Genomic DNA, 22,316 nt, shown 5'->3' with positions numbered 1-22,316 from the left:
CTATGTCGGAACGCGACGTGGCGACAACATCGGGTTGCCGTAGGTGTCGACGGTCGTGTCGTTGAGGTAGGACAGAACCTGCACGCGCTGCTGCGGATTCCCTGAGCCCAGAGTGTAACCGATGAAGTTCTGCGCGACGCCGGCACCGAGCGAAGCCGAAACCGCAACGCCACCGATGGAAACCGAACCGGCCAGAGCGGCGACCTCGGCTTCGATAGTCATGATATTGGTGGCCTGGACGAGGATATCATCGCCGGCCCGCAGGCTGCTGCCATTGGCAAAGGCGTTGGTGCTGCCGAGGATGGCGTTGAGGGCAATCGCCCCACCCGCACCGATCGAGGCACCAAAGCTGGCGGCTGCGACGCCGAGCGCAGCCGATGCCGACTGAGCATCGATGGTCGCACCCTGACGGGCGGAGATCGTAATCTTACCCGGCGTTGCCGCGTTGACCGAGGGCTTGTTGGTGTGGACGATCGAACCGTCGCCGCCGCGCGTGTAGACGGGATCGTGCGTCGGGATCAGTTCGGCTTCGAGGTTAGCGTAGAGCGCAAACGCGCTGACATCGTTGTCGATGACGTTCTTCGCCACGGCCACGCTACCGGCGACGCTGACACCGGCAGTCGAGCCGACGGCGGCGGCGAGGGCAACCGAGCCGACGAGGGCGTCGATGTCGGAGCTGTCGTTCGCCGAGATGGAGATATCGGAAGCCGAGATGGTTGCCCGGTTGTTCGACGTGCCCGAAATGGAGGCTTCGGTCTGCATGGCGATACGGTTTTCGGCATAGGTGCCGGCACCGGCGACGCCCACCGCAAGGTCACTGCCAGCGAGGGCAGCAGCTGCTGAAACGACTTCCGCCTTGATGGTCTGGGCCGAGCGACCGGAAAGGCTCACATCGCCATCGACGTCAAGCTGGCTGTTAAGAATTACGGCCTTCAAGGAACTGCCACCGTTGACGCCCTGGACGGGCGCAAACTTAGGGTCGTTGCCTGTTTCGCCGGCATCGGTCCAGTCGCCAATCTCGTTGACGGCAACGGCGACGCCGATGGCAACACCGACACCCGCACCGGGGACGATGACGGCCGCGGCTGCCGCAGCGGCTATCTTTGCCTTGATCGAGCCGATGCTTTCGGCGGTGACCATGACGTTGCCGACGCTATCCAGCTTACTGGACGAAATCTGCGCCAGGACATCGTTGTCAATGCTGTTCTTGGCTGCTGCGCCGGAGCCGGCGACGGCCACCGTGCTGAAGGCCACGGCAAGCGAAGCGGCGGATGCCACGGCTTCGATTTCCGTGTTGTCGCGAGCGGTGAGCGAGACGCCCGCGGAGCCGACATCGATCAGCGTATCGGCGGCGACGATTTCTGCCGTGATCTGATTGCGGACAACATTGTCCGCTGCGCCGATGCCGAGGGCTACGCTGGCGCCAGCGGCGCCGAACGAAGCGGCAACCGACCCGGCAGCCGCGAGCGCCTTGATCTTGGAGGTGTCCTGAGCCGAAACGGCAAGGCCACCAGCGACAATACCCGTGCCGTCACCATTGATGCGGGCACGCGTTGCGACCGCAATTTCGTTGCGGCCACCAGCGCCTGCGCCACCAACGGATACGCCGACGGTTCCGCCACTAAGCGCAGCAGCAGCAGCAAGAATGGTCGCCGTGATCTGGTTGTTAGAAAGGGCATCGACAGTGAGCGTGCCGCCGGCGTCGACGGACACGTTCTCCAGCGTCGCCTCGACCTTATTGCGATCGCCGACGGTACCGATCTGGTTGACGGCGACGGAGGATCCGATGGCAATACCGACACCGGCGCTGAGGTCGGCGCCGACGGCCAGGGCGACGGCCGCGATCTTGGCGTCGATGGTGGATGCAGAAGACGCCTTGACGGTGATCGCGCCAGTGCTTTCGAGACGGCCACCGGTCACATTTGCGACCGTATCGCTCGAGACCTTATTCGTTGCGGCAGCGCCGCCACCGGCGACGGCAATGCCGCCACCGCCCATGCCGACACCAACCGCAGCGGAAGCAGCGTAGGCCTCAGCCTTGATCGTACCGGAACTGACCGCCTCAACGATCAGAAGACCACCCGTGGTCTTGGCCTTAGTAACGTTGAGCAGGTATGCGGAGACATTGCTGTCTATGACGTTCTGCGCCATGGCAAAACCGATGGACGCAGCAACGCCGGTGACGCCACCGATGGCACCACCCAGGCTCGCTGCACCAGCCAGAACCTCGACACGTGCCGTGTTCTCGGCCTTGAAGCGCATTGTGCCGGCAACCAGTTCCTTGGTCGTGCCGGTATTGTCGGCATAGGCTCGGGTCATCAGCGCAACGAAGTTGAGGGCATAGACCCCTGCCCCGCTGACGGCGACGCCAGCCGCCGCACCGCCGGCAAGCGCAACGGAAACCGATGCAACCTTGGCGTCAATGAAGCCAAGAGCCTTCGCGTCAACGTTGAGAGCGCCCTGGGCCGATACGCTCGTATCTTCGAGGTAAGCTTTGACGACGTTGCCGCCATTTACGGCCAGCGTCGCAGATCCGGTCGGGATCGTGTTGCCCGTCTCGGTCTTCTTGGTGCTGCCGTCGCTGTTCTTTTCCTCGAGTTCTTCCTTCTTCTCTTCCACTGACCAATCGCCGATGCGGTTGATCGCGACGGACATGCCGATGGAAACCGCAACACCGGGGCCACCGCCGCCGATGGCGATGGACGCGCTGCCGGCAAGAATGGCGGCGTTGATCTCGGAGCTGCTGGTCGCGCTTACGGCTACTGCGTTGCCGGAGCCAATCTGAACGATGGCACTGTCACCGGCGAAGGAGACCACATCGGTGTCGATATAGTTGTATGCGGCTGCGCCGCCACCGGCCACACCGACGCCGGTGGTGCCACCACCAGCGAGGGCCAAAGCGGCTGCGATCGACTTGGCGTCGATCTGGGCCGCATTGGTGGCGCTGACGATGACGCTGCCATTGGTCGCGCGGACTTCATCGACGCTGGCGAGATAAGCCGAGACATCGCCGGCGATCTTGTTCTGTGTGCGTAAGAAATGCCGATCGAGGCTGCAACGCTGGTGGTGCCCCCAAACGCCGCGGTTATTGCCGCTGCACCCGAGAAGACATCGATGTCGCTTGTATTGCTTGCGGCGAAACGGACCGACTTGGCCTGGATGGTCTTGGTTCCGGCACTGTTGTCGGCGTAGGCGCGCGTGGAGCTTCCGATGTAGTTCAGGGCAAAGCTGCCGCCACCGGCGAGCGCGGTACCGGAATTGCCACCTCCGGCGATGGCAGCAGAAATCGCCGCGACATTGGCGTTCACGCGGCCTGCTGACGTCGCTTCAACATCGAGCGAACCGGTTTCGCTGACGCTGGTGTTTTCGAGATAGGCGAAGGTCTTGGTGCCGTTGTCGGCAGAGAGCGAGCCAGCGCCGGTTGGCTTGGTGCCGGCAGCGGTTCCGGCATTCGACCAATCACCGATGCGGTTGATGGCGACCGAGATGCCAATGGCGACACCGGCGCCGTCCGTACCACCCAAACCAACCGAAGCCGAGGCGGCTACGATGAGCGCATCGATAGTCGAGGCGCTGTTTGCCTTGACGCTGACATGGTTGGCGGAGCCTGACTGGGCCAGGGAACTGTTGATGGCATAGGCAAGCGTATCGACGTCGATGACGTTGTAGGCCGCCGCACCGCCGCCGGAAACGGCGACGCCGGTTGTGCCGCCACCCGAAATACCTAGGGCCGCGGCGACGGCCTTGGCCTCGATAACCGACTGATTGTCGGCTTCGATTTCGAGATCGCCACCGGTCGCGGTGACACTTGCACCGCGAACATAAGCGGTGACGTCGCCGCCAATCTTGTTCTGCGCAAACGAGATGCCAACGGGCACGGCGACGCCATTCGTGCCACCGAATGCAGCAGCGACTGCTGCCGAGCCGGCAAACACGTCGATGTCGGTGGTACTCTTGGCAGAAATCCCGACGGATTTTGCCGAGATGGTCTTTGATCCACCGGTGTTGTCGGCATAGGCCCGCGTCGAGGAACCAATGAAGTTGAGCGCGAAGCTGCCGGCGGCGCCGACGGCGACGCCCGTGGTACCGCCACCGGATACGGCGGCCGCCACGGCGGCGATATCGGCGTTGATCGAACCGGCCGACGTCGCATCGACGATAAGGCTACCGGCTGCCGCCACAGCAGTGTTCTGGAGGTAAGCTAGGGTCTGGGTGCCGGCACCATCTGCGAGTGTACCGTCACCGGTGGGTGCGGAACTCGAAGCATTGGTACCCGACCAGTTGCCGATGCGGTTGATCGCCACCGACGCACCGATAGCAACGCCGACACCATTGGTGCCGCCCAGTCCGACCGAAGCCGAAGCGGCCACGATGAAAGCGTCGATAACTGCTGCGCTGTTGGCCTTGACCGTAACGGTCTTTGTGGCGTCGGTCTGGGTAATCGAGCTATCGCGCACAAAGGCGATCGTGTCGACATCCACAGCATTGTAGGCAACAGCGCCACCGCCAGAGACCGAAGCTCCGTTGGTGCCGCCTGCGGCCACGCCGAGCGCCGCCGCAATCCCGGTAGCCTTGATCGCGGTGGTGGATTCGGACTCGATAAGCACGCTGCCGACCGAAGTAATATTGGCATCATCAACGGTCGCATTGACGTTACCGGCAATGTCGTTGATGGCAGCGCTGATGCCCACGCCGACGGCGACAGCAGAGCCCGGGCCCTTGCCCGCAAAGGATGCGCTGGCCGAAGCTGAGAGCGCCTGGGCTTCTATCCGGCCCTGCCCCTTGGCCGAAACATCGAGGCCATCGGAGCCGGCTGTTATGGTGGAGGTGCCAGAGAGTCCGCCATCGATCGTGGCAATGGTGTCCGAGGCGATCTTGTTGACGACGAAAACGCCGCCGACCGCGACTGCGGTCGAGCCGGCCTTTACCGATGCGCCGACGGCTGCGGACCTTGCGACGGTCGATGCGTCGATCTGCATCGCGGACGTGGCGGTGACGCTGACCTTCTTGCCATCGACGATCGAAGTGCGGATGCGCGCCTCGGTCTTCGCCGAGCGAGACGAGCCTACATCGGTGATGGAGCCGGAATAGCCGATATAGTTAAACGCGAGCGCGACGCCGACGGCTACTGCGGTGCCGGAACCGGTGAAGCCCCCTGCGATGCTGGCTGCTGCCGCCAGAATATTGGCGTCGATGTCCGCGGTATTGTCCGCAGAGACCGAGACGGCGTTTAACGCATCGACATTGCTGTCAACGATGGTGGCGGTGGCGCTGCCCAGAATGGTGTTGAAGGCGATCGTTGCGCCAACGCCGACGGCGAGGCCCGATTCCTTGCCGACAGCCACCGAAACGGCCGCAGAAGACGCTGTCGCGTTGATCTTGCCGGTCTGTTTTGCGCTGACAGCGACACTGTCGGCATCTAGATCGACCACCCTATCGATCGCGGCAGAGGTTTCGATATCCATGTCATTGCGGGCAATAACGGCCGAAACGGAGACGGATTTCGGGTTGGCACCGGCAAAAATTCCGTAGCCGATAGCGACCGCCGAACCGGATACCTTCGCGGTGATCTCCGCATCATTGATGGCGGAGACCGAGAGTGCGCCGCCGGCAATGATGCCGGCGGACTGATCGATCGAGGCCTCGATGGCGCCGCGCACGCGGTTGAGCGCGATCGTTGCACCAACCGACACGGCCGCCTGGCCATCTTGCGCGCCAGCATTGCCCCGAATGACGCGCACGGCGTTCTTGATCTCGGCATTGATCAGCTGCGCGCCGGTCGCACCGACGCTGAGGTTGCCCGAAACATTGACAGTCGAATCGGTAATCCGCGCCGAAGTCTGGGTGTCCTCGTTGCCGTAGATGGCTGTGACGAGATCGGTGCCGACCAGTGCATCGACGGTGTTGAACAGGAAGTTCTGACCCTGCAGACCCACCGTGTTGAAGGCGAGAATGACGCCCGCAGCGTATTGCTTGGATATCACCGACGCGTCGACGGACGCGTCGATCTTGCCCTCGCCGTCAGCCGTGACGGAGAGATCGGAGCTGACACCCGTCGTGGTGACCGTGCTGCCCGAAACCAGAGCGTCGACGTGGTACAGGACATTGTTGGTGGCGATGACGCCGCCGACGGCAAGCGAGGTGCCCTTGGTGCCGCCGGTGGCTTCAACTTCTACAGAGGCATCGGCCTTGATGGCGCTGGCCTGCGTCGCAGCGACGACCACGTCGCCGGTCGAGGTTACCGTGGCATTCTTGATCTGGGCGGTAGCACCACCATCGACATCGTTCAGGATGGCGATACCGCCGACGCCGAGGGCGCTGCCGCCGGCAAGGCTGGGGACCAGGTACTTGTTGGCAAAATCGATGATGCCGCCAACAACATACTTCACCCAAGTCGGGTTCGTGCCTTCGAGGAATGTCTCACCGATCGCCGCGGTCGAACCGACGAATTGGTCGAAGTTGATCGACGTGTCGTCATCGCCGGTGAAGATGAAGATATCACCATCGACTGCGTTGAGCGCGGTCCACTTGGCGGTATCGGTCAACGTGAGACCGGTGTTGGCAGTGATGGTGGCGGTACCCTTGTACCGATAGAGCTTGTCGCCGAACTGAACCAGATCGCCGGTCTTGATAGTGGTCGCCGCATTGTTGTTGACCGCGGCAAGCTTTACGTCGGCATGGACATAGACGAGGTCGTTCTTGTCGACCTCCTGGGTGCCCGACTTGGTGGTAAAATCGTAATTGGTGAGCGCGGACTTGGCGAGATTGGCGACAATGCTGGCGCCATAATCATTCTTGATCAGCGTCAGCGCGACAACCGAGCCTTCGGAGTTGATTGATGCGTCGTCGGCCGCCTTAACAGTAACGCCCTTGCCGGTGATGTCGTAACCTGCGGTCGCGCCGGTGTTGTCGATGCTGGCCGTGGCTTCGCTGGCGACCTTATTGAGCGCGATGACCATGCCAACAGCCTTGCCGTCGGTGCCCGAAATCGAGGTCGATTGCGAAGTCGACTCGTTACCAACCATTGCGTCGATGGACGCCTTGTTGTCGGCAGTGACTTCGACCGAGCCGCCGGCCAAAATGTCGGACTTTGTGATCGATGCGCTGATGCGCGCCTTGTTCTGTGCGCCAAAGCCATTGTCGGCGATGAGGTCGTCGCCGAGCAGCGCGTCGACGCCGTTGAACAAAACGTTGGTGGCATTCCAGCCAACGGTGTTGAACGCCAGAGTGACGCCGACAGTGTCGCCGCCGGTGGTGCCGGCAGCGGCCTGGGTTTCAGCGGTGATGGCGGAAACATTCTCGGCGGAAACGGCCACGTCGCCGGTGGTGGTGATGACGGACGTATCGATCGTCGCGGTAGCGCTCGACTGGACGATATTGGTCGCAATGGTGCCGTTGATGGACAGCACCTTATCGGAAGGTTGTTCTTCGTCCTTTTTCTTTTCGGGTTCGGCCTTGGCTGCGTCCTTGGCGGCCTCGGTCGCGCCCTTCGCCGCTTCGCCGCCAGCAGCGCCAGCGCCGCCCTTGGCGGCGTCTGCCGCGGTAACTTCGGTCGCTGCGGGAGCTGGCGTCGACGAGCTGCCGCTCGAGCCGGTGCCACCGGAGGAACCGGTGCCGCCCGATGTGCCCGTGCCCGTGGGTGCCGTGGTGGAGGTCTTGTCGGCCGGCGCCTTATCGTCGTTGCCGGTCTTCTTGTCACCGTCCCAATCGATGGAACTACCGCCACTCGATTGAACGGAGCTATCGACCTTGGCGCTGAGATCCGCGCGTTCAAGCGCGACGACGCTCACGTCACCCGCAGTGTCCCGGATCGTTGCGTTCCTGATCGAAGCGTCGGCGCCTCCGCGAACGTCATTCATGACGATGAGGCCGCCGACCGACCTGGCCGGCGAGGCCGTGAGGTTCACGCCCTGCAGCAGTGCGGTGGCTTCGGGAGCCTCTTTCCATAGACCCTTATTGGTGAAGTCGGTCGCGGCAAGGTTGGTGTTCGCGCCCAGCGCGTCAGAGCCCAAATAGACGTAGATACTGCCCTTGTTGCCGCCGACCAGCGTCCAGTCGCTGGCGTTCAGCTTATCGAGGCCAGCTTCTACCAGCGCCTCGAGGTCGATCGTGCTCTGGCTGCCGTTGTAGGTATAGACCGAACCGTCTTCGAAGCGAACGCTGTCGCCTGCCGAGATCGGCATTTTGGAGGGCGGCAGCATGCGGCCCAGATCGATGACAATGCTGCTGAGATAGGCATCGTCGATACGCACGCGATCGCCGTGCTTGAGATCGCGGATCTTGGTGCCGAGGCCGGCATCGGGACGGTTGTCGTAATCGGCCGGGATCAGGTCGTTGAGGGTTTCCTGGGCGATGGTCAGGCCACCGTCATTGGTCACCGACGTTTCGACGACGAGCTTGGCGTTGGAGTAAATCTTGACCGCATCATCGGCCGTGACCGCGATGCCCTTGCCGGCCTTGAGCGACTTGCCGGTCGAGTCCGCGTTGTTGATGGTGGCACGAGCAGCGCCCGAAACCTTATTGCCGGAAATTACGGCGCCATAAGCCGCGCCGGACGCCCCGTAAAGCGCTGCGGTTTCGGTGACGGCAGCATTGCTGACCGTCGAGTTGATGCGGGCGTCGTTCGTCGCGGTGACAGTGATGGCACCAGCGGCATCTATCGAGCTCTTGGTGATGGAGGCGAGGGCGTCGGCGCCGACATTGCCGTCAAAACCGAGGTCAGAAATATAGGGTGCGCCGACAAAGGTATCGAGCGTGTTGAAGAGCAGGTTCTGCGCTTCCCAGCCAACCGAGTTGTAGGCCATGGTAACGCCAATGGCGTTGGCGCCAGACTGGGCCGAAGCATAGAGGCGCGCGTCGAGGCCAGCCTTGTTGTCAGCCGTCACGATCACATCGGCAAACGACGTGACGGTGGAATCCGAAATCTTGGCGACCGTCTTGCCGAGAACGACGTTGGTCGCGATCTGGCCACTGAAGCCGATGACCGACCCTGATCCGTCGATGCCGCTGCCGCCCGAAGCGGAAACAGTGTTCGTCGTATAAGCCGTGATCGTGGCTTTGCCGGTGGCCGCGACGGTAACGTCGCCGCCATCAGTGTCGACGATGGCGCTTTCGATATAAGCGCTGGCATCGCCGCGGACGTCGTTCATCGACACGCTGAGGCCGATGGCTTTGGCGTTGGTCTTCTGGATGTTGCCGATCGCCGGGAAGAAGATGTCCTTGTAGTCGGACGTGCGCAACTGGATCCAGTCGCCGGTGTCGTAATTGATCGAGCCGAGATCAACGCCGGTCAGGTCGGCGTCGCCGATGTACTGGTAGACCTCGCCTGCCTTGATATCGAGGGCCGTCCAGTTGCCGTCGGTCAGGTTGATCTGGCCAGCTTTGGTGAGCCTGGTAACCTCGTCCGTTCCACCATTGTAACGATAAATGGTGGAGCCAGACTTTACGCGGTCGCCCCTGACGAGGTCCACAGCGAGATCAGCGTCGGGCGTGGTCGTGACATCGAGTTCGAAGCTGAGCTTTTCGAGCCCGACACGAACCTTGTCCCACTTCTCAATTGTTTGGATGCCCGAACGCGTCGTGAAATCGTAGTCACCCGCACCCAGGCGATCGGCGACCCCAGTCACCGTCTGCTTGAGAGCGTCAAGTGTGTTGGACGGCAAGGCCGTGGCAACCACTTTGATGTCGGCGGCGACACGCGCGGTATTGGATGAGGTTACGGAAACAGCCTCGTCCGCTTCGATCTGCTTGTTGACCGCGCCCGTGTTGTTGATGAACGCGGATGCCCCAGCATTGACCTTGTTCATGGCCAGAACCGCACCGGCCGCCATGCCCTTGGCGCCGTATTTCGCCACGACTCCGAACGGGTTGCTCCACTCCTGCTTGGCCTCGTTACCGGTATCGGCCGTGATTGTCGCGGAGTTCTTGGCGTCGACTGCGACGGTACCCGCGACGTCGACATCGGAATTGACGATGGACGCAATGGTGCTGAAGGCCTGGTCGGCCTGGAGGGCTTCGGAAATATGCGGCGCGCCCATAATGGCTTCCACCGCATCGATGAAGAGATTGGTCCGCGCCCAGCCGATCGAGTTGAAGGCGATGACGGCGTTGACGACCTTGCCGCCAGCAGCCATTTCGCTCAGTGCGGTGGATTCGATGGTGCCGGCATTTGTGCCACGGACCGTCAGATCGTTGTTCGCGCCAGCCCCGGTATCCTTGGCAATGGTGCTGTTGTTGACCGTCGCTAAGGTCTTGCCCATTACCGAGTTGGTGACGGAGACAGCGCCCATCGCCTTAGACGAATTTCCATCCGTGACGTTTTCGGAACTGATGACGCTGATGTCGGTCGCCTTGATCGTCGAGACCTGGTTGGCCAACACGTCGATCTTGTCGGCCGCGGTTATGGAAGCGCCCTCGATGGACGCCGTGACGTCGGCATTGACCTGATTGCGGGCGAAAATGCCGCCCTTGGCGGCCGAGCCCGTGGACGTCATCTTCTTGACGTCCTTGTTGCCACCAAACTTGGCAAAAAGCGCGCCGTCTGCGCAAAGGCAGCCGGAACGATGGCTTCGGTGTTGAGCAGCTTCCACAGACCGAAGTCGCTGAAGTCCGCCAGCGCCAGGTTAACCTGATCGGTGTCGGCGCCCATATATTGGTAGACCTGACCAGCCTTGCCGCTGACCGCCGCCCACTTGCTGGTGTCGCTGAAGTCGGCAGACTTCAGGGTACCGAAGGACGTAATTGGCGAAGTGCCCTTGTATTCGTAGAGGACACCATTCTTCTGGATGCGATCGCCACTGCGAACATCGATGGTGTCCGGTGTGATCAGTTCATCGAGGTTGATCTCGTATGCTACGCGCACCTTGTCGCCGAACTGCAGCTTTTCGGCGCCGGAGACCGAGCCCGGGGTTCCCGACTTGGTGGTGTACTTGTAATCGTCGAGCACGGCGCTTACGATTTCGCTGACGACATCGGTGCCATATGTCGTCGCCGTCTTGTTATCGGCGCCGACATTGGTCAGCGTGCTGATGACTGCTGAATTGGCCGCGTTCACGCGCACCGAGCCTGCATTCACCGTGGACCCAAGGTTGATCTTGGCCGTCGCGCTGTTGCTGATCTTGTTGCCGGAAATGGCAAGAGCCAACGAAGACGACTTGGTCTGGGCCAGCGACTGGAAGGCGCCGGACGTCTTGTTGTCGAGCACGGCAGTGATCAGCCCGGCTGACAGGGCGTCAACGGTGACCGCGCCGGAAGACCACACGGTAGACCCCGAAATAAGGGCATCGACGTTGAAGTTGGTCTGTTCGCGCAGCGCGGCAAGCGTCGTATCTTCAACGAAATCGCCAAGCAGGGTTTCGACCGTGTTGAACAGCAGGTTGCTGCGTTCCCAACCGATCGTGTTGTTGGCGATCTGCATCGCCTCCATCTTCTTGGCGCCTTCGTCGATGGAGATGGCTGAGTTCTTCGCGGTGATGGTGGACGAATTATCGGCCTGTACGGTGACCGCGCCGACCTTGTCGGACGAGGTGCCGACCGAGGCGTTGACGATTTTCGCCGTCGTTTCGCCCTGGATCAGGTTGGTCGAGATGATGACGGTCTGGGACTTGGTGGTTCCGGCAGCCAGAACCTTCTTGACGATGAGGCCCTTGACGCCCTTGGGCGCAACCTTCTTGAGGACGCGCTTCTCGTCAAAGGCGCCCCCGCCCTGCACTTCGTTGTAGACGTCGGACGTCGCGTTGATCGTGCCGATCGACTTGGCGTCGATGAGAACGCTGTCGGCGTCCACGTTGGCATTGGTCAACAGCGCCGTGGCGCCGCCGCGCAGATCGTTGAGGACGAAGACTTGGCCCTTAACGGCCGCGCCGACCGAGCGCACATTGTACTTGTCGGTCAGGATCGAATAATCGAGGTCCGGCTTCCAGAGGTTCTTGTCGGTGAAATCGACGGTTCGCAGGTCGAGATTCGGCAGGTCTGCGCCGAGATAGGTGTAGGTATCGCCCGGTTCGCCCTTGATGGCACGCCATTTCGTCGTGTCGCTGAAATCGGGGGCGCCGGTCTTCCAATCGGTGACAGTCAGGCTGCCTATCCCGACGAACTCATAGAGCTTGCCGACGCTACCCGGCTGGGAGACCAGCAGGACCTGGCCATGGGAAATGGTCAATGGGTTCTTGCGCGTCGTGACGAGGTCGTAGTCGAGACCGACTTTGGTCCCATATTTAACAGGCTCGCGGACACCGTCGGTCAGCGTCCGCTCGGTGTTCATGGTGATGCCGCGGTTGTCGCTTTCGCGGCCGGTGACAGCATTCGTAATGGTATCCGACAGGCCATATTCCAGGAAGCGCTCGAGGGCGTGGAAGCCACCATCGGTGCTGGCAACCGCGGAGCCGGACAGCTTGACGTTGGAATTGACCAGCGTCTGGTCCTGCGCCTGTACGGTGAGTGCACCCGTGGCGCGAACGGATTTCTTGGACGCACCGCCGTCGATGACGGCGCTGGCCAGGCGATTGACCTGATTGTTGGCGAGGGCTGCGCCCATTACCTTGGCGCCGGTCTTGAGAATGCCGACATCGGCACTCTGGGTCGATGCGCTGCTGACGGTTGCGTTGACGACGCCCTTCGACAGCGCGAGAGCCGACACGAGGCCGGCTGCGACGATCGTGCTATCGGTAATCGATGCCTTGACCTCGACCTGGGTCGGATCCTGGAAGAACTGAGTCCCCAGCAAGGCATCGAGCGTCGCCTTCTGCAGCGCCAGATCGTTGCCCTTGATCTGCGGCCCCTGCCCGATCCGGAAGCCGATGATGTTCATCGCCTCCATCCTGGCCGCCGACGCCGCCCCGCCCTTCAGCATCTTCTTGAGCTTGGCGCCAGAAACCCCAACACCCTCAAAATTTACGAAAATCGAGGCATCGATGAAGCTGTCGTCCGTGGCCTTGACCACGACGTCGCTGTTCACGCCGGTCGTCGTGATCTCGCTTTGCTTGATCGTCGCCTTGGTTGAGCCGTTCACGATATTGGCGACGAAAATTCCCGCATTGACCTTCTGTGCGGACACAAGGGGATCGACGCCTTCGGCTTCTTCCTGCGGGATGGCCTCAGCGAATGCAGTAACCGTCGTGATGTTGCTCGCCTTTACGACGACGTCGCCTGCGGCATGAACGACCGAAGACACGATGGAAGCCAACGTGTCCTTCAGAATTTCGTTGAAGTTCGACACCCGACCGACGAACTTCTTGATCGTCGGGTCGGGATCGGCACCATTGGGATCGAGCGGCGGCATAAACGGAATGGATTCCGCCAGCACCGACGACTTGTCGCTCGCGCTGATCGTCAGCCCGCCGGAGCCGGCATAGATGTTGCTCGCTTCGAGCTTGGCGGTGGTCGCGCCAATCAGCTCATTCTCCGAATCGAGGCTGCGCGCAGAGTATGCCGTGTCGCTGAGCGCAAAAATGACGACACTGGCAACCGGCGAAGTGCCGACGCCGTTCGCGATCTGAACGCCCCGCACCAGTGCGGTCGTGGTTTCGTTAGCCTCGTTCGTTGCTGAACCAATCTGGTTCGAGACGATGTCGTTCAGCACTTCACCACTGCTCTTGGCGGTGACACTGACATGTCCGGTTGCACTGAGAACGTTTGGTCGCGCGGACGTCACCGCTTCACCAACAGGGACACCGACGCTGACGCCGGTGGTGCGATTTACCGTAGTGTCGGAATCGATCGCCGAGAAGACGACCATGGTCGCCAGCTTGGGCTTGACGGAATCCACCTCGGTCTGCAGCACATCGCGCACGAAGGTCGTGTCATCGGCCGCAATATCGATCGCGCCGGCACTGCCGGAAATGCGGGCGTCCTTGCTGACCGCCACCGTCGTCGTGTTAGTGACATTGACGTCGGCTTCGACATCCGCGTCAAAATCGAAGAGATTGCCCCAAGCAGTCTTGAGCTCGTTCTTGCGAAGCTCGATGATCTGCTTGATCTCGTCCATTGTGACCTGACCACTTTCGACAATATCTGCGAAAGCGGCGTCGAACGTATTGAAGCTCGGCGCTGGAGGCGGCAACTCTGTAACGATCACATCGTCGCTGTCACGACGCCAATTGCCGTCATCGTCCTGATAATGGTTTGGGTATAGCAGCGAGTTGATCACCGACTGCGGCAGTACGATTTTGCCCAGCGCGGGCGTGGGACTGAAAATCGATGTCGGAATGGTGATTTCCGCCAGACCAAGCAGGTTTGGAATCGGCACTTCGGTCAATTTGATGTCGACGTTGACGTCGGTATCGGCAGAAACCTTCACCGAGCTGCCGGTGATCGAGCCGGTAACGTTGATCGTAGCAGTATTGGTCAGGTTGGTCGTAATGAACCGGACCTTCTCGGACACCCGGCCGTGCATCTTGACCGTGTTGGCGGCTTGGGCCGAGACCCAAACCGCTCCACTAGTGGCGCGGAGTTGACCAGCAATTGTTATAGTTGCCGACGTGAGGCCGGTGACCGTAAGAGTGGAATCGAGATTGTCGCCGTCGGAGTTCGTCGCGCCAGCATTGATAGAAGCATAGGCAAAGTCGATGGCACGAAGGTCGATCGATGTAGCCTGAATTAATACTCCTGAGCCGATGTTGATGTCTTCGGCGCTCAACGCAAGCTTGCCGGAAATGTTTAGAGTCGAGTTGACGACAATCTCCTCGCCGCCGTCAACGGTCAGCGAAAACCCAGACAAGCTCGGCAGTGATGAGATGGTCGTAACGTTGGCGGCGTCGCCCAGGTAAAGCCAAACGTTGGATTCGGTCCGCGTGATCGTCTGAGCAACACCGTTAATGGTCACGCTAAGATCATTGCCGTTAGCGGCGATCAATACGTCCTTATTCGTAGCACCAGAGATGACAGAGGAACGATCAACGACCTGAACCCCGCCGCCGATGGTGAAAGGCTCGAGATTGGCGAAATTCAGCGTATGACCGCCCAGAGTTACCGACCCGGTGCCGCTGGCACCGACATAGGCACTGCTTGCAGTGACGCCCGATAGATATTCAAAGGTGTCTTTGCCGCCGTAACCGCCATCGATCTTGCCGGATAGAGATCCGCCACTCGCGATCTTGAAAACGTCAATGTTACCGTCTGACCCCCTGAGATTTTCCACTTCCGAGAATGTAAGCAGCGTTGGACGAACCGTAGTTCCGACCCTGCCTGCGTTTGCACCGTCAAGCCGCCATTCTGCGCTGTCAGAGGTGTCAAATACGATAGTGTCGCTGCCACCCCCGCCATCGATGGCAACCGAGGGAATTGCCGCAGAGCCAAACGAATCCTCGTCGATGCGGAAAACGTCATTCCCGGCACCACCTCGAATGGTGATCGTACTGCCGCTGATCGTCGACAAATTACCAAACGCCAGGACCTTTCCACCCTGGGCCTGGTCGATGATCTCGACCTTCTGAATGACGTTGGACGTTGTGCCGGTTTTCTCAATTTCTTCGATCATTCTAACAAGAATGTCGTGATCGAGATTGGCACTAAGGGTGACCGTGGAGTTGCCCGACAAATCGCCGTTCAACAAAAGTCGCGGTTCTAGTGGATCGAAAATCAAACGGACGCGTTGTGCAAGCTCGCGTTGCAACTGTTGACGGTTGCGCAAGCGCTGAAGACGCGCTGAGAGTGCGTCTGCAAGGCGCAAACGCCTATGCGAAGTTGGACGCCCTTGGATACCCTTGGATGCGAACGGAAAAGCCATTTCGCTAAACCCTCAATGCGGAAGCGCCGCGTTCATTCCTGTATGGCGGGATAAGGCGCCTGGTGGCGCCCCATCTAGTCGGTGTGCTACGCGTCCAATTTGGCCGGTGACGTTTCTGGCGCTGTTGGAGCTTCTTCGGTCGCCACGCTTTCACCTTCGGCACCGGCGCCGATACGCTCGGCGGTGGACGTCAAGTGACGCAACGAAGCAAGATGCAAAAACAGAAGTTCAAGCTCGTCTTGCGAATTCAATATAGCGAGTTGCTCGCCATTCAGAGCCTTGAGTTTTTCGCGATTGACTGCTTGAAAACCACCAAGAGTTAGCACTGAGCCATTACGCAGCGTGAAGCGCGCCTGCATTGGCTCGAGCAAGCCAAGTTCGCTCAGCCGGCGCGTAAAAGCCTGGGTACGCTGGAACTGGACCTGATAGGCCTGCAAGAAACCCAAAACGCCCTGAAGATATTGCGTACGCTCGCCGTCATTATCGAAAAGGCGCTCGCCGCGCCCCTCGCGATTAGCGCCTTCAAATTCTTCATCGACGCAAAGCGTGAAGTTGTCGCCGTCGTCGGAACTGGAGAACACAAAGGGGTAACGCCGCAGGAAAGCCGGAACATAATTGCCCTGCCAAGCGCCGTCTTTGCCAACGAAGAGATTTTCATCATCCCGCACGCCCAGAAGAACGACGGGAATGATGTCATCACCTTGTCCCGCAAAGACAACAGCCATTTCAGCAGCAGCATGCGGAAACTCCGCTGCCATCAGCGGGACTGAATTGACCTTGCTCGCGAAACTGAAATTGCTCCCGGTTCTGATCGCAAGATCGCCATGGCGCTGGGGGCTAACGGGTTCGGCGCGTTCATAGATCAACAACTGCTTAGGCATGCATCCTCACTCACGAAGTCCGAGGTGCACACGAACAGCGTCAATGCGACGCAAAATTGGGCCCCTCACCGAGCCCAATTAACAGCACATTGCCCTTTTGAACAATCCGAAGTTATACAAATTCCAATCACATTTAGACTAGGAATTGAAATAGAACATCGGACCAATCAAGAATTTGCAACTGGGTATAAATGCGACGCTTGCCAGCCAAATTTCTTGATGTAGGCCGTGTTCAGACCAAGGCACTGCTTGGAAGGGCATACCTCGCGATAGACGCACTGATGAAAGCCGTTTCGTTCGAATTCCAGCCAGAAATCAGGATCGATGTAGAGTTGCGGCTGGTCGTTGCGAAGCAGCGCTCCGTGTTCCGCGAGAAGGCATTCGGGGAAGTTTTTGACCTCCACCGCCCGACCTAAATCGCGCGCCCTTTCGATTGCCTTGCGCAGGAACGGCAGAGCTTCAAGGTGGTTAGCGGCCAGTCCCTTTTCGTCGTCTTCGCTCATTGGGAAATAGAACCAGAATTCCATCTGTTTGAGCGTGCGGACATGCGCCAAGGCCTCGACAATGTCCGGCAGAAGGCGGAAGCTTTTTCCGTTACCACCGTGTTTGTAATCGATTGGACGCCTTCGAAGCGATCCAGGTTTTCGAGCCCACGCACTGCCTTTGCAAACGATCCGCGAACTTGGGTGATATCGTCGTGAGTCTCCGGGTTTGATCCGGCAATACTAACAAAAAATTCGTTCACACCGGCGTCGATTAGCTTCTGCGTGTAGTCAAGCCGTGCCAGATGCATGCCATGAGTCTGTATCCGCACGTGCTCAAAGCCAGCAGACCGAGCTCGCGCAGCGAGTTCAGGAAGGTCGCGGCGGAGTGTGATTTCAGAACCAGTAAGGACGAGGCCGCGCCATTGACGATTGGCGCTGTTGTGCGCCAGAAGTTCCTCGAAGCTTTCGAGCGACTGCGGCTTGAGCCGATCCATAGTATCTTCGATCATGCAGTGCACACATTTGAGATTGCACCGAAATTCCATGGTCAAAGAGACATATTGATTGTGATCGTACAGCCCCATCCCGTCCAGCCTTCAAACGACGCCATAATAGGCGCTCTTAGTCACTTGCAAAGTGCCCTCGATCATACGGTAATCGATTCCAACGTCATAGAGCAGATGATCAAGACGATCGCGGTTTTGACGCAGAAATGATTTGATCGGTTCTGGATAGTTTAGCCGCTGGGCAAAAAATATTAGCTGATCAATGGTAATTCGGGAGAAGTAGACGCCGTCATTGTGCTTCTTGTTGGCGACAACGATCACGCCGCAGTCGCGCAATTCCGGCCAGAGGATAGCGTCAAGCGGAATTTCCCGCAGGCCTATATGCGCCGAACATGCAACTTTGGCGACAATGTCCTTCCATTGCGATCTGGCATCGAAAAAGTAGTAGAGGTTGTCCATCCGTAGACCGCGATCGGTCAGCTGGTAGCAGATGCCCGACGAAACACTGCTTCCCGGATTGCCGATGTACACGCTCAACTGATCAAGGTGGCGAGTCCCCAACTGAGCATCAATATCGAACGAGAACATAAAGTAGGGGCGGTCGGTCGGCAGGGTGATGGTGGAGGGTACCCATGGCGCAATGGTCTGAAGGACCCGCTGTATATCAGCGAGGCGGTCGATCCTGGCATAATCATAAATATAGAGCTCCCAGGCAAAGCCCTCTGCAAGCTTTTTCACGCCCCAGACAGTTTGGAACGCGCCGAGTTCCGTTCTCAACGCTTCAACAAGTTGCCGAAGCGCGGGGGAAGCGCTCAATGTTTCAAAAGACTGCCAGAGAAGGCTACTCTGTCTGAGCTTTCCCTCCGTTTTCGCGATCGGCTTATAATCCCAAAGACAATAGTCGCGATAAAGATCGCTTGGCCGCGCCCATTCCAGAACATTAGGCACGTAAAAGCTCCCTGCCGGGTTTTACGCCGAAATAGAACGTGGTGAAGTCCTCGCCGAATTTATTTGTGCCGACCGAAAGATGTCCAAGTCTCTTTCCGATGAGAGTGTTAAGCAAGACATTCTGGTCCTTCTTATCAATACTGTATCGGCCACATAGATCAGTGATTGAAGATGCAATAGCGAGCCCACCGATTTCTGCCCTGTAAAGATTGAAATCCCAAGACCGGCGCGAAGTCCCCTCCTCTTCTACGCGCAACGCCATTACTTCTTTGCCTTTGATCTTGACCAAACCAAGCAGGATCTCAGCTATATTGACAGAGGGCTGGATGCATTTGCTGGACTTAAGCTGTTTTAACACGTCTTGCGCCAACACATTCGGATCGAGCCAGTAGCGCGTAAAAGATGCCGCCCCGGTCTGGTCCCACTTCAAGGCCAAGTGCATTAGGTGACTCCGCTTTAGAGCTCGAGTGCCGTGTTCGCCGTCGATGTTTTCAAGGTAAAGCTTGCGCAGCGGTTTTGTGCCGCCTTCATGCCCGACATGTATCAACTTCGATATCTCGAAACGGCGATTAAGATCGTCCCTCCACATCTTTGGCACGTCTAGGCGGTGCATGAATTCGTCGAATGTTACTTTCAGATCGTCACGATGAATACTTAGGAGATAACGGTCGGCATTAAGCGTTTTTCGGGAAAGCTTGACCGACTGTTCGATGCCGAAGTCGCAGTCCAGATCGCAAATGATCTGCAAGGGATCATTGCTGGTCAAAGCCTGCGCTCCTCAATGGCAGCAACTGCTGCGAAAAGGAGGAGTCTTGGTCGAATGCCGGCAATATAAGGTCTGCCCGGCTCCGAACGCGCATAGTCTGCAGACGATAGGTTTCAGAAATGAAACCCTGATAGTGGGTCGTATAACTGGTAACCCAACGGGCGAAGTCCAAAGCCCGCGCGGGATCATCTCCTACTTCGCCGCTGGCGTGAAGCAATTTGCGAGCCAAGGCAATATCTGGTGTGGTGTCGATCCACATTGAAAAAGCGATTTCGCTGCCTGTTGCGCCATGCGCTCTGCCAAGCAAGGTATCCAGAATAACGAACCGAGGCCTGGTCCGACGGGCGTCATCGATGGCCTGTACCAGATTGCCCAGATCTATTTCGTCGTAATCCGAACCGCGGGCCATCCAGTCGCGGATTTCAGCACTTCGTCTTGAAGTGATCGTTTCAAAATCATCGTAGTGCAGCGCCGGCACGCCATAACGAGCGGCAAGGTTTCGAGTCAACGTTGTCTTGCCAGCCCCTGGATAACCCGACACGGCGATAACGGGAACGCGGCTCATTTCGGTTTCCGAGCACTTAAAACATGGAAAGGCATTTCCAAAGTGACCGTCTCTGAAGAAATCTCGATAAATCCGAGTTCCGTCAACCAGTCAGTGTAATGCCGGGCGGAGCGAAAAAAGGCAAAAAACCAGGTTCGCGACCATCGAATACGGCATACCTTCGCCTGTAACTCCGATTTCGGCCCTTTCGAAAATCAGCAGAGACCCACCGGGATCAAGTGCGACAAATGCCTTTTGCAGAAAAGAAAGCGCATAATCATCCGGCCAATCGTGTAGCATGGACTTGAAGCTAATAAGATCGAAGCCTCTAGGCAGCACGTCATTTCGAAGATCGCCGGGGATAAAGTGAACCCGATCTGCTTCAGCAAACTTTGCTACGTGACGCTGACCTAGTTCGCAAACGACCGGAAGATCGAACACAGTTGCCTGCAATCCAGCGACGAAGCTTACCGTACGCCGTGCAAATTCTCCGCTGTTGCCACCGACGTCAAGCATGCGGGTCGGATTGAGATCCCGAAGACGTTCGACACAGGCTGGAGCCTCGTGGGCAGTCAAAATCGTCGTGTAGCTGACCCAGCGGCTCGTCGCCTCAATGTTGGCCTCCGTGACATCCAGGCACAAATCGTAGCGGAAAAGTTCGAACACGCCTGCTTGCCTCATGAAGGCAGGAACGTCTGTCAGCAGCATATCGAAAAGCTGATGGACATCCGGCGCAACCAGGGCGGCAAACCACATCTTGGCTTCAAGTAAATCTCGGTAAGCCAACACTGATCGAAAGCGCGCTGAAAGATCGATGAGGTCTCCGTCGCGCTCAAGGACATTTGCGGAAATCAGCAGGTCGAGCACAAGCTTGAAGCCGCGCCTATCCATTTCTTGGAAAGACGCAAGCTCCTCAGCATCCCTAGCAGACATGAAGAAAAAGTCGATCAAGCCATGACCGAGGGCAAAAGAAAGCGCTCTTGCTTCTATTTCAGTACGAAGAAACTCGTCGACCAGCGCGAACGCCGCACTGGCTTCGTCAGAGTTAGACGGCAACCCCGCTGCTGATGTGGTCCACTTTTGTTCGCTTTGTGGCAGATTTGACATGTTCATGAGTGGCAAGCGATGCTATCCACGAGTTGTTTTCGGGGAAACTTGTTCATGACTGGTGCGACAAGTAAACTGGTTGTAGCACTGCTTCTGACCGGCACCGCTGTCGGCACGCCTTCGGCTCAGGAAGCAGTTGACGCCACGGGGTCATGGAACGGTTTTCATGTCGGCGTGCAGACCGGCGTGACCGGCTCGAAGATCGGCTATGTTCAGCAGGGCATTCCCGAATTCGACATCGAAGACGAAGAGTACAGCTTCGCCGACAGGAACGGCATTTTCAGCGTCTATGCCGGATATGACCATGACTTCGGAAATCGCTTTGTCGGCGGCGTCGAGGTCGATGCCAGTTGGCTCAACATTGACATCTCGCCCTTTAATTCTGGCGGCTTTGGAAGCCTGTTTAGCAACACTTATGCATTGGGCATCAGTTCGCGCCTCGGCTATGTCGTTTCGCCAGAAACCCTGGTCTATGCGCGCGGCGGCGTAGTGGGGCTTTACGTTGAAGGCGAAGAGGGCTTCGATGGAACCGCCACAGACTTTTTGCCGGCGGCGCGCTTCGGACTCGGTGTCGAAACGTTTTTGGTTGGCAACGTCACCGGTCGGGTTGAAGCAAATTATACGCTTCCTCTACGCGAACTCGAAATTCCGGATGATGGCGAGACCTTTGATCCCCGCAACCTGGCCATCACCGCGGGTCTGAGTTGGCGCTTTGGCGATGAAGCAGTGCCATCGACTGCACATCTGCCCGAGCCCTCGAAAGATGATTGGCAAGGCGCGTACATTGGTGCAAATGTCGCTTATACGCTTGGTGATCTTGATTTCGACCTGACGACCCCAGGCGCGACAGTTGGTCCATTTGCTGCCGAATTTGTCAATGCCGGGGTGGTTGCCGGTTATGATTTCCGCATCGACGACTTGGTTTTCGGTGTGGAGGCGGACTGGCAGTTGCTGGGTGGGCAGTTTTTTGATCCCGCACAGAATTCGCCGTTGGAAGGCAGTACAGAGCTTATCGGCTCAGTCGACAACAGCTTTTTCATCTCTGGTCGTGTTGGCTTCCTGGCCAATCCGGATACCCTGATTTATGGCAAGGGCGGCATCGGCGTCATTGAAACGACGGCCAATCCTGAGTTTTTTACCTTTGACTCCGGCGGTACGCAGACTCTCCCTGCCGTGCAGCTCGGTGGCGGTTTCGAGACCCGGCTGGCTGATCATGTCAACCTGCGGCTCGAAGGACTCTACACTCATACGACCGAGGGTTTTGTCGTCGACCTGACGCAGGAAGAACAAGCGACACTGTTTCCATCGACTGTGTCGGCCAAAGCTGGTCTGGTTTTCCATTTTTAAAGTTTGAG

General features: G+C 58.7%; 11 protein-coding genes. 1 reads left to right on the top strand and 10 read right to left on the bottom strand.

Going from position 1 to position 22,316, the window contains the following annotated elements:
* The 10 genes from G5575_RS13760 to G5575_RS13720 form a co-directional block, all read right to left on the bottom strand.
* Positions 1-2,262: a hypothetical protein gene (locus G5575_RS13760; protein WP_268904441.1), complete on the bottom strand. Its 2,262-nt coding sequence runs from the start codon at positions 2,260-2,262 to the stop codon at positions 1-3.
* A gap of 497 nt (positions 2,263-2,759) precedes the next feature.
* The gene (locus tag G5575_RS20575; RefSeq protein WP_164534835.1) at positions 2,760-10,493 is read right to left on the bottom strand and encodes a hypothetical protein; all 7,734 of its coding nucleotides are present in this window, start codon (positions 10,491-10,493) and stop codon (positions 2,760-2,762) included.
* Positions 10,490-15,724: an LEPR-XLL domain-containing protein gene (locus tag G5575_RS13750; RefSeq protein ID WP_268904434.1), complete on the bottom strand. Its 5,235-nt coding sequence runs from the start codon at positions 15,722-15,724 to the stop codon at positions 10,490-10,492. Before G5575_RS13750 ends, G5575_RS20575 begins: the two co-directional genes overlap by 4 nt.
* Before the next feature lie 86 nt (positions 15,725-15,810).
* Positions 15,811-16,605: a SapC family protein gene (locus G5575_RS13745; protein WP_164534833.1), complete on the bottom strand. Its 795-nt coding sequence runs from the start codon at positions 16,603-16,605 to the stop codon at positions 15,811-15,813.
* Between the two features lie 167 nt (positions 16,606-16,772).
* Entirely contained in the window at positions 16,773-17,108 is a 336-nt protein-coding gene (locus G5575_RS20570) for a hypothetical protein (RefSeq protein WP_235936026.1), read from the bottom strand.
* Positions 17,105-17,674, bottom strand: a complete 570-nt coding sequence (locus tag G5575_RS20565) for a radical SAM protein (protein ID WP_235936025.1) — start codon at positions 17,672-17,674, stop codon at positions 17,105-17,107. The genes G5575_RS20570 and G5575_RS20565 overlap by 4 nt, the downstream gene beginning before the upstream one ends.
* A 12-nt stretch (positions 17,675-17,686) precedes the next feature.
* On the bottom strand, positions 17,687-18,544 hold the full coding sequence (locus G5575_RS13735) for a hypothetical protein (RefSeq protein WP_164534832.1): 858 nt from the start codon (positions 18,542-18,544) through the stop codon (positions 17,687-17,689).
* On the bottom strand, positions 18,537-19,310 hold the full coding sequence (locus tag G5575_RS13730) for a hypothetical protein (protein ID WP_164534831.1): 774 nt from the start codon (positions 19,308-19,310) through the stop codon (positions 18,537-18,539). The genes G5575_RS13735 and G5575_RS13730 overlap by 8 nt, the downstream gene beginning before the upstream one ends.
* Complete coding sequence (locus G5575_RS13725; RefSeq protein WP_164534830.1) at positions 19,297-19,875, bottom strand: AAA family ATPase; 579 nt, start codon at positions 19,873-19,875, stop codon at positions 19,297-19,299. The genes G5575_RS13730 and G5575_RS13725 overlap by 14 nt, the downstream gene beginning before the upstream one ends.
* Before the next feature lie 90 nt (positions 19,876-19,965).
* Positions 19,966-20,967, bottom strand: a complete 1,002-nt coding sequence (locus G5575_RS13720; protein WP_235936062.1) for a methyltransferase — start codon at positions 20,965-20,967, stop codon at positions 19,966-19,968.
* Positions 20,968-21,015: 48 nt separating this feature from the next.
* Here G5575_RS13720 and G5575_RS13715 point away from each other — a divergent pair, with 48 nt between their 5' ends.
* Positions 21,016-22,308, top strand: a complete 1,293-nt coding sequence (locus tag G5575_RS13715) for an outer membrane protein (protein WP_164534828.1) — start codon at positions 21,016-21,018, stop codon at positions 22,306-22,308.
* Positions 22,309-22,316: the final 8 nt, after the last annotated feature.

Origin of the sequence: Devosia aurantiaca (assembly GCF_011058215.1) — a bacterium.
Lineage (GTDB): Bacteria > Pseudomonadota > Alphaproteobacteria > Rhizobiales > Devosiaceae > Devosia > Devosia aurantiaca.
Note: the sequence above shows the minus strand (reverse complement) of the source record. Positions and strands in the feature narration are given on the sequence as shown.